The 9,661-nt window shown below is 70.5% G+C and carries 6 protein-coding genes and 1 pseudogene; 6 read left to right on the forward strand and 1 reads right to left on the reverse strand.

Going from position 1 to position 9,661, the window contains the following annotated elements; translation table 11 throughout:
- Window positions 1–110 precede the first annotated feature (110 nt).
- The 3 genes from CLM62_RS31680 (at window position 111) to CLM62_RS31690 (ending at window position 6,551) form a co-directional block, all read left to right on the forward strand.
- On the forward strand, window positions 111–3,656 hold the full coding sequence (locus CLM62_RS31680) for a type I polyketide synthase (RefSeq protein WP_306457948.1): 3,546 nt from the start codon (window positions 111–113) through the stop codon (window positions 3,654–3,656).
- A gap of 65 nt (window positions 3,657–3,721) precedes the next feature.
- The gene (gene fabV / locus CLM62_RS31685) at window positions 3,722–4,954 is read left to right on the forward strand and encodes an enoyl-[acyl-carrier-protein] reductase FabV (protein WP_373559208.1); all 1,233 of its coding nucleotides are present in this window, start codon (window positions 3,722–3,724) and stop codon (window positions 4,952–4,954) included.
- A 118-nt stretch (window positions 4,955–5,072) separates the two neighbouring features.
- On the forward strand, window positions 5,073–6,551 hold the full coding sequence (locus tag CLM62_RS31690; RefSeq protein ID WP_095753328.1) for an aldehyde dehydrogenase: 1,479 nt from the start codon (window positions 5,073–5,075) through the stop codon (window positions 6,549–6,551).
- Between the two features lie 73 nt (window positions 6,552–6,624).
- On the opposite strand, the pseudogene CLM62_RS31695 reads toward CLM62_RS31690, so the two are convergent.
- Window positions 6,625–7,822: pseudogene (locus CLM62_RS31695) on the reverse strand (UDP-N-acetylglucosamine 1-carboxyvinyltransferase).
- Window positions 7,823–8,525: 703 nt separating this feature from the next.
- Between CLM62_RS31695 and panD the strand changes: the two are divergent.
- The 3 genes from panD to CLM62_RS50820 all read left to right on the forward strand — a co-directional run.
- A complete protein-coding gene (panD, locus tag CLM62_RS31700; RefSeq protein WP_095753329.1) occupies window positions 8,526–8,945 on the forward strand; it encodes an aspartate 1-decarboxylase in 420 nt (139 codons plus the stop codon).
- A gap of 43 nt (window positions 8,946–8,988) precedes the next feature.
- Complete coding sequence (locus CLM62_RS31705) at window positions 8,989–9,333, forward strand: GNAT family N-acetyltransferase (RefSeq protein WP_095753330.1); 345 nt, start codon at window positions 8,989–8,991, stop codon at window positions 9,331–9,333.
- A 134-nt stretch (window positions 9,334–9,467) separates the two neighbouring features.
- Window positions 9,468–9,661: hypothetical protein (locus tag CLM62_RS50820; RefSeq protein ID WP_095753333.1), on the forward strand; the 194-nt coding region annotated here is incomplete at its 3' end.

Below are 9,661 nucleotides of genomic sequence, written 5' to 3' on the forward strand. Positions count from 1 at the left end.
TGGTCGGTACCGACCGCGAGCAGTTGCTGGCCGGGTTGAGGGCTCTGGCGGATGGTGTTCCCGCTGAGGACGTGGTGACGGGGACGGCTGGGGCCGGGAAGACGGTGTTGGTGTTTCCGGGCCAGGGATCGCAGTGGGATGCGATGGCTCGTGAGCTGTATGCGACCGCCCCGGTGTTCAAGTCCCGCCTGGACGAATGTGCACAGGCCCTGTCTGCCTTTGTCGAGTGGGACTTGCTGGAGGTGTTGCTCACCGATGAGGGTGCGGCGCTGTTGGCGCGGGTGGATGTGGTGCAGCCGGCGTTGTTCGCGGTGATGGTGTCCTTGGCGGCCTTGTGGCAGGCCCACGGGTTGCGGCCGGACGCGGTGCTGGGGCACTCGCAGGGAGAGATCGCGGCGGCCTGCGTGGCCGGCGCGTTGTCGCTGGAGGACGCAGCCCGTGTGGTGGCGTTGCGCAGTCAGGCCATTCGCACACTGGCCGGGCAGGGCGGCATGGTGTCCGTCGCGCTACCGGTGGAGCAGGTGCGGCCCCGACTGCGGCAGTGGGCCGGTGACATCGGTATCGCGGCGATCAACGGTCCAGGGTCCACGGTGGTCTCGGGCAGCGCGCAGGCCCTCGATCAGTTGCAGGCCATGCTTGAGGCTGATGGCGTACGGACCTGGCGGATCCCGGTCGACTACGCGTCGCACTCCCGGCACGTGGACGCGATCCGTGACCAGGTGCTGGAGTTGCTGGCACCGATCCGCCCTCAAGCCGGCAGCATCCGTTTCTACTCGACGGTCTCCGCGCAGCAGGTCGACACCACCGAACTCGACGCCGCCTACTGGTTCAACAACCTGCGCGACACCGTCGAGTTCGAGGCCACGACCCGACTGCTCCTGACGGACGGCTACGACACCTTCGTCGAGTCCAGCGCACACCCGGTACTGGTCCCTGGCGTACAGGAGACCATCGACAGCACGGCCAGCCCCGCCCGCAGCATCGGGACGTTGCGCCGGGACAACGGCGACTTGGTCGACTTCCTGCGCTCGGTCGGCGATGCCTTCACCGCCGGCGCCATCTCCCGCTGGAATCCGGCAGATCAGAGTGCTGGCCGCCATGTCACGCTGCCGACTTACCCCTTCCAACGGACGCACTACTGGCTCACTCCCGACAACAGTCGGCGTGATGTCGCTGGCGTCGGGCTGACGGCGGCCGGTCATCCCCTTCTGGGCGCTGTCACCGAGGGCGCGGCGAGCGTGGTCTTCACCGGCCGGATCTCTCTGTCCAGCCATCTCTGGCTAGCCGATCACGCGGTGGCCGGCACCGTCGTACTGCCCGGTGCGGCGTTCGTGGAACTGGCGGTGCACGCGGCCGACCGGGTCGGATGCGGGAGTATCCGCGAGCTGACCGTGCAGACCCCGCTGGTGTTGCCCGAACACGGCGCGGTGCGCCTGCGGGTGGAGGTCGGCGAGGCCACCACCGACGGCGTACGCCCGATACGAATCGACGCCCGCCCCGACACAAGCACCGACACGAGCACGGGCACTGGCATCGGCACGACCTGGACCTGCCATGCCACCGGCGTCCTCGACACCGACACACCGTCCCCGGACTGGGACCTCACCGCCTGGCCCCCGTCCGGCGCGCAACCCCTCGACATCTCCTACGACACCCTGGCCGCAGGCGGATACGAGTACGGGCCGTCCTTCCAAGGGCTCCAGCGGGCGTGGCGCCACAACAACCACATCTACGCCGAAGTCACCCTCCCCACCGATCCCGATTCCGACCCCGACACCTACAACATCCACCCCGCCCTGCTCGACGCCACACTCCACGCCGCACTCCACGCCACGAGTACCGAGGGCCCTCAACTGGCGACATCGTGGCGCGGAGTCACCGTGCACGCCGTCGGCGCGTCCGCCCTGCGCGTGCGGATCGGTCCGAGCCGTACCGGCTCTGTGTCGGTGATGCTGGCCGACACCCTGGGTGATCCGGTCGCCGAGTTCACGGTCGGCACCGCCCCCGTCGACCCGGGGGAGCTGCGGGCCGCCTGGGCCGCGCAGCTCGGCGCGCTCTACCAGGAGGTGTGGATCGACCAGGCCGGGAAGTCGTCGCCGCGCAGGGCGAACTGGGCGGTCGTGGGCGCCGACCCGCTCGGTGCGGCAGCGGGACTGACGGCTGCGGGCGTGCACGTACTCACGCGGCCGGGCCTTGACGCGCTGCTCGAAGCAGGCGGGAATCTGCCGGACTACCTGGTGCTCACCGTGCCGGCGGGCGCGGTAGCCACCGCCACCGTGAGGGAGGCACTGCGCCGGCTGGACGCCTTGCTGGCGACCGACGCACTCGCCACGGTGACCGTGGTGTTCCTGACCACCTCCGCGGTGCCGGCATTCGACGGGGGAGGCACCGACCTGGCCGCCGCCAAGGTGTGGGGACTGATCCGGAGCGCGCAGGCCGAGCACCCCGGACGGTTCGTACTCGCCGACGTGGACGACGACGAAGCGTCGTGGCGTGTGCTGCCGCGGGCCGTGATGTCCGGCGAGCCGCAGCTGGCACTGCGCGAGGGCCGGGCCAGGGTGCCACGGCTCGTACCGAGCAGGCCGACCGGCGATCCGGAGCGGTTCGCCGGAGCGCGGTCCGCCGGAGCCGAAGGCACAACGTTGGTCATCGGCGGGGCCACGCCCATGGGCGAACACCTGGCCCGGCACCTGGTCGTCGTGCACGGGGTGCGGCACCTGGTGCTTGTCGGCGCAGAGAATCCCGTACTGACCACGGAACTCACCGCGTTGGGCGCCAACGTGACCAACGCGGCGTGCGATCCGGGTGACCGCACGGCGCTGCGCGAGCTGATCGACCGTCTGAACGCAGGGCATCGGCTGACCAAGGTCGTGTACGTACCGCAGGCACTGCCGAGCGACGCGAGCGCTGATTCGTTCGCCGAGGCGGTCCACGCCACAGTCGGCACCGCCGAGATCCTCGACCAGGAGATCGGAACCGCCGCTCTCGTCCTGTGCTCGTCGTTCGCCGGGACCGTCGGCGGCACCGGAATCGCCGCCCTGGCCGCGTCGGCCGCCGCCCTGGACGCGCTCGCCCGAAGGCGCCGGGCCAGCGGTGCCCCCGCCGTGTCGCTGGCCTGGGGACCGTGGGCGTCGGGCGACGCGGTGTCCCGTACCGGGATCGAGGGTGTGGGCGTGCTGGGGGTGCGGGAGGCCGTCGCGCTGTTCGATGCCGCCTGCCGTGCGGACGAGCCCGTTCTGATTCCCGCCAGGCTGGACCTGACCGAGCAGGCCAGGCGGGCCGGCGCCGGGGAGGCGTTGCCGCCGGCGTTCAGGTCCCTGGTCCGAAGCACCGGCAAACGTACGGCGGGCGGCGGCGCGGCCTCGGTGACCTCGCTGCGGCAACGGCTCGTGTCGATGGCGGAGGCCGACCGGGACCGGACGCTGTTCGACCTGATCTCCGCGCAGATCTCGGCGGTGCTCAGGCTCGAGTCGGCCGACGCGGTGCAGCCGAACCAGGTCTTCCGCGATCTCGGGCTCGACTCGCTGTCCATCCTGACCCTGCGGAACCGCCTGAACTCGTCGACCGGCCTGCGGCTGGACACGTCGTCGATGTCCCACCAGTCGACGCCGGACGACGTGGTCCAGCAGCTCAGGCAAGCCCTGCTGGAGAACTGACACGGCACAGCGGCACACCGGCACACTGGCCCACCGGCACACAGGCACAGGAGACGACGACGCAGATGACGCAGATGATGCACCCACCACCCACGCACTCCGAACGCGTCGTCAACCCGACGGGACGCGGCTATCTGCTGCTCGAATCGCATCCGACCGGATGCCTCCGCAGTGTCGAGCTGATGCGCACCGAGATACCGGCCGCCGAGAAACCGCCGGCGCGGCGGCCGACGGCGCTGGTGATCGGGTCGAGCGCGGGCTACGGCCTGGCGAGCACCGTAGCCGGGCTCGTGCGGTACGGCATCGACGGCGTGGGCATCGGCTTCGAACGGCCGGCCGGGCGCCGCAGCGCGACCGCCGGGTGGTACCGCACCATCGCCACCGATGCGATCGCCCGCGAACTCGGGTCGGACTTCTCGTTCCGCAACGCCGACGCGTTCGCCGACACCACCAAGACCGAGACGCTGGATCTGCTGGCCGAGCGGTTCGGCGGGGTGGACTACCTGATCTACAGCGTGGCCGCGCCCCGGCGCACCGATCCACGGAGCGGCACCACCTACCAGTCGGTGCTCAAGCCGCTCGGCGCGCCGCACACCACCCGCAACCTGGAGTTCGCCGACGACGGCGCCGCGTACCTGCGCGAGGTGACCGTCGGCCCGGCGAACGAGACCGAGACCGCCGCGACGGTGCGGGTCATGGGCGGTGAGGACTGGTCCCGCTGGGTCACCGCGCTGGCGGAGCGCGGGCTGCTGCGCGACCGCTTCCGCACGGTCGCCCTCAGCTACATCGGTTCACCACTGACCTCGGCGATCTACCGCGCGGGCACGATCGGCGCCGCCAAGGCCGACCTGGAGTTCACCGCACGTGCCCTGACCAGGCGATTGGCGGCGGTGGGCGGGCGCGCCTTCACCTCGGTGAACGGCGCCCTGATCAGCCAGGCGCTGACCGCCATCCCGGGCATCCCGCTCTACGTCTGTCTGCTTCGCGGCGTCCTCGGCGAGCGCTTCCCGTCGCCCGTTGAGCAGTCGCTCCAGCTGTGGAACCAGCTCACCGCGGACCGGCCCGACGTCGACGAGGCCGGCCGTATCCGCCTCGACCGCTGGGAGACGTCCGAGCCGGTCCAGGCAGCCGTGGCCGAACGCTGGCGGTCGATCACGCCCGAGAACGTCGGCGAACTGGCCGACATCCCGTGGTTCCGTACCCAGTTCCGTGCCCTGTACGGCTTCGACGTCCCCGGCGTCGACTACACCACCCCGGTCGAGACCGACCTGCCCTGGCCGGATTCGCCGACGCCCTGAACCCGCACCCGCACCTGCACCCGCACAGACACCGTGGCCACCGGCAGGACCGCTCCCCACACCGACGCCGTCTATGGCGGCTCTAACGAGCCTCGGCCCGTCGAAGAGAGCCTGAATCATGACCGATTCCTCCAAGTCCCCTGAGTCCCCCAAGTCCCCCAGGAAGTACGGCCACTGGATCGACGGCGCCTGGCACGCGCCCGAGCAGGGCCACTACCAGATCACCGATCCGGCCACCGAGGAAGTCGTCGGCCACGCCCCCGAGGGCCACGCCGCCGAGGTCTGGACCGCCGCCAGGGCCGCCCGGACCGCGTTCCACGACTGGTCCCGCGCCGATCCACGCGAGCGCGCCGCAGTCCTGGAGCGCATCGGCGCCCTGATCTCCGAGCGGGCCGACGAACTGGTGCCCCTGGTACGGGCCGAGACCGGCGCGACCACGAGGGTGGCGAGGTCCCTGCACGTGCTCGCCGCGGCCGACTGCTTCCGCCGTACCGCGCGCGCTGTACGGGAGTCCGGCACCGCGGCCCTCGCGCCGCACCCCGTCGCCGCGAGCCCGCTGGCGGACGGCGGGCTGATCGGCGCGGCGGCCGTGCGCCGTCCCCTGGGCGTCGTGGCGTGCATCACCTCCCACAACTTCCCCGTCGCCCAGCTCGTGGGCATGGTCGCCCCGGCCCTCGCCATGGGCAACACCGTGGTCGCCAAGCCCGCCCCGCAGGATCCGCTCGGTTTCCTGGAGCTGGGCCCGATCCTCAAGGAGGCTGGTCTGCCGGACGGCGTGTTCAACGTCGTTGTGGGATCCGGACCGATCACCAACGAGGCGGTGATCGCCCACTACGACATCGACCTGGTCGGCTTCTCCGGTTCCGCCGCCGTGGGAAAGCGGATCGCCGTGTCCGCGAGCGGGCAGCTGAAGCGCGCAGTCCTGGAACTCGGCGGCAAGGGCACGGCCGTCGTCCTGGAGGACGCCGACGAGCAGGCGCTGGAGTCGGCGATCCGGACGGCCGGTCTGGCCTTCTCCCTGCACAGCGGCCAGACCGGCACGGCACCGGCCCGGATGCTCGTCCACCGGACGCTGTACGGGAAGGCCGTCGACGCACTCACGACGTACGCGCGGTCGGCGACCGTCGGTAGCCCCGCCGACGACTCCACAGTCGTCGGCCCGCTCATCTCCGACGCCCAGCGCGACCGCGTCGAGGCCTACGTCGAAGACGCCAGACGCCAGGGCGCCCGGATCACCACCGGCGGCGACCGCCCCCAGATCAAGCCCGGTTTCTACGCCGCCCCCACCGTCCTGGCCGACGTCACCCCGGACATGCCGATCGCGCTGGAGGAGATCTCCGGCCCGGTGGTAGCCGTGATCCCCTTCGACGACGAGGCCGAGGCGGTACGAATCGCCACCCGCACCCCCACGGCCCTCCACGACTACGTCTTCTCCGCGGACCCCACCCACGCCCGCCACCTCGCGACCCGACTGCGCAGCGCCAACGTCGGCGTCAACACCGCCCAGCAGCACCCGGAAACACCTGTCGTCCCCGACTGCGGCCCCTTCGGCTCGCACGGCTACAGCGAAGCCCAGTCGATCACCTGGAGGGCCTGAGCCGGGAGGGAACGAACGAGCGGTCCGGGCCGTCGCATCGCAGGTCAAACCCAGATGTGGCGGCATCCGGCCATCAGATGTCCCGGAAGATCTCGATCTGCGCCCCCACGGAATTCAACCGCTCCGCCAGATCCTCGTACCCCCGGTTGATCACATACACGTTCCGCAGCACGGACGTCCCCTCCGCCGACATCATCGCCAGCAGCACCACCACTGCCGGGCGCAACGCCGGCGGGCACATCATCTCGGCGGCTCGCCAGCGGGTCGGGCCCTCGACCAGCACCCGGTGCGGGTCGAGGAGCTGGAGGCGGCCGCCGAGGCGGTTCAGGTCGGTCAGGTAGATCGCGCGGTTGTCGTAGACCCAGTCGTGGATGAGGGTCTTGCCATGGGCCGACGCCGCGATGGCCGCGAAGAACGGCACGTTGTCGATGTTCAGGCCCGGGAACGGCATCGGGTGGATCTTGTCGATCGGCGCCTCCAGCTTGGAGGGGCGGACCATCAGGTCGATCAGCCGGGTGCGGCCGTTGTCCGCGAAGTACTCGTCCGTACGGTCGTGGGCGAGCCCCATCTCCTCCAGGACCGCCAGCTCGATCTCCAGGAACTCGATCGGCACTCGGCGCACGGTCAGTTCGCACTCGGTGACGACCGCCGCCGTCAGCAGGCTCATCGCCTTGACCGGGTCCTCGGAGGGCGAGTAGTCCACGTCGACGTCGATGGCCGGTACGCCGTGCACGGTGAGCGTCGTCGTGCCGATGCTCGACCCGTACGCCCAGTGCCTCCAGGAAGAAGCACAGGTCCTGGACCATGTAGTTGGAGGACGCGTTGCGGATGACGGTCGCCCCGTCGTGCCGGGCGGCGGCGAGCAGTGAGTTCTCGGTGACGGTGTCCCTGCGCTCGGTCAGCACGATCGGGCGGCCGGGGGAGACGGTGCGGTCGACGCGGGCGTGGTAGAGGCCCTCCCTCGCCGCGATGTCCAGGCCGAACCGGCGCAGCGCGATCATGTGCGGCTCGATGGTCCTGGTGCCGAGGTCGCAGCCCCCCCGCGTACGGCAGCCTGAAGCGGTCCAAGCGGTGCAGCAGCGGGCCGAGGAACATGATGATCGAGCGCGTACGGCGGGCCGCCGCGGCGTCGATGGCCTCCATGTCCAGCTCGGCCGGCGGCACGATCTCCAGGTCGACGCCGTCGTTGATCCACCGCGTCCTACGCCGATCGAGTTCAGCACCTCCAGCAGGCGATACACCTCTTCGAACCGGGCGACCCGGCGCAGCACCGTGCGCCCCTAGTTGAGCAGCGAGGCGCACAGCAGCGCGACACACGCGTTCTTGCTGGTCTTGACGTCGATCGAGCCGGAGAGGAGGCGACCCGCCGACCACGCGCAGATGCATCGGGCCCGCATAGCCCAGGGAGACGATTTCGCTGTCGAGGGCTTCACCGATTCGAGCGATCATCTCACTGGTGCCGAGAGCTTCGGCCAGCTGTGTCTGTGTCCAGCCTCTGTGCTGCCTGGCATCACGGATGAGCTTGCCGAGCGTGTCAGCCTTCCCGTCTTTCATCCTGCCGGCGGTTCACCGAAAAACTTGCGGACTGCCTTATCCGCCACGTGAAGAGAAGGTAAACGGGAAAAGTCGGTCTCGCGGGCCGCCCTCGCCCTATCCCTGCCGCCGCCGCTGCACCGACCGGACGCTGAGGCCCAGGTCCTTGGCAATCACCACACTGGCCTCGCCTGGCTTACCTGATGGGTCGTCAGGTAAGCCGGCATCCAATCAGCATTGGACCGGGACAGTCTTCCATACCTGCTCCTGGTCGACGGCTCCGCGGCAGCTTGACTTGCGCAGATCGCGCAGGTGAGAAGCCTGCTCGTCGTGGCGCACGATGTTCTGGCAAGTCTTCGATTGAAAGGCATGCCGATGTACAGTGAACGACGCCCCTGACCTGCAGAGAGCTGGCGGGGAGCCGTCTTCCAGGAGTCCAAAGTGCTGCGTACCATGTTCAAGTCCAAGATCCACCGTGCCACGGTGACCCAGGCAGACCTGCACTACGTAGGGTCCGTGACCATCGACGCCGACCTTCTCGACGCCGCCGACCTGCTGCCCGGCGAGCTCGTGCACATCGTGGACATCACCAACGGCGCCCGCCTGGAGACGTACGTCATCGAGGGCGAGCGGGGCTCGGGTGTCGTCGGGATCAACGGCGCCGCCGCCCACCTCGTCCACCCCGGCGACCTGGTCATCATCATCAGTTACGCACAGGTGACCGACGCCGAGGCGCGGGCACTCGAACCGCGGGTCGTGCACGTGGACCGGGACAACCGCATGGTGGCCCTGGGGGCCGACCCCTCCGAGCCGGTGCCGGGCTCGGACCAGGAGCGCAGCCCGCAGTCGGTGTCCGCCTGACCTTCGACCACCGGCCCCCTACGTACGGACCAGGAGCGTGCCCATGAGCGACATCGAGATCCGCGACGACCGGGCGGCGGGCCGCCTGGAGGCGATCGGCGACGGCGAAGTCGTCGGCCACATCGAGTACTTCGTCCTCGCGTCACCCGAGGGCGCGCTCGTCCCGGTGCACACGATCGTCGAACCGGCCCACGAGGGGAAGGGCATCGCGGGTTCGCTGGCGCGCGGGCTGTACGCCACGGCCGAGCGCGAGGGCATCGCCGTGGCGCCGCTGTGCCCGTACGTCGTCAAGTGGGCCGAGCGCCACACCGCCGAGGCTCCGGCGGCCGACCCGGAGCTGCTGCGGGCGGCGAAGGACTGGCTCGCGGAGCATCCCGGCCGGTTCTGACAGCCGTACCGGATGGCACGCGACAGGCCCACCCGGACCAGGCCCTTCACGCGGGGGAGTGAGTGCTGGGGCTGCCGTCGGGTACGCGGGGGAGTAGTCCAGAGCCTACGTCGACCGACTGGCCGGAGGACGTCATGACGAACCCCTACCCCGATCCCGTTCAGCCCGGACCGACGCCGGGCCCCGGGCCGGGGCCCGCACCGGACCCGGACCCCCAGCACCCGCAGCCGCGCCCCGACCCGGTCCCGACCCCGGAACCCCCACCGGAGCCGACGCCCCCACCGGAGCCGACGCCCCCACCGCCGCCGACGCCCCCACCGGAGCCGAC

The organism is Streptomyces sp. SA15, from assembly GCF_002291145.1.
Taxonomy (GTDB): domain Bacteria; phylum Actinomycetota; class Actinomycetes; order Streptomycetales; family Streptomycetaceae; genus Streptomyces.

Bases quoted from the DNA above. Each gene is read 5' to 3' on its own strand.
- fabV (WP_373559208.1), top strand. From the start codon at position 3,722: ATGACGCAGATGATGCACCCACCACCCACGCACTCCGAACGCGTCGTC.
- CLM62_RS31690 (WP_095753328.1), top strand. From the start codon at position 5,073: ATGACCGATTCCTCCAAGTCCCCTGAGTCCCCCAAGTCCCCCAGGAAG.
- CLM62_RS31705 (WP_095753330.1), top strand. From the start codon at position 8,989: ATGAGCGACATCGAGATCCGCGACGACCGGGCGGCGGGCCGCCTGGAG.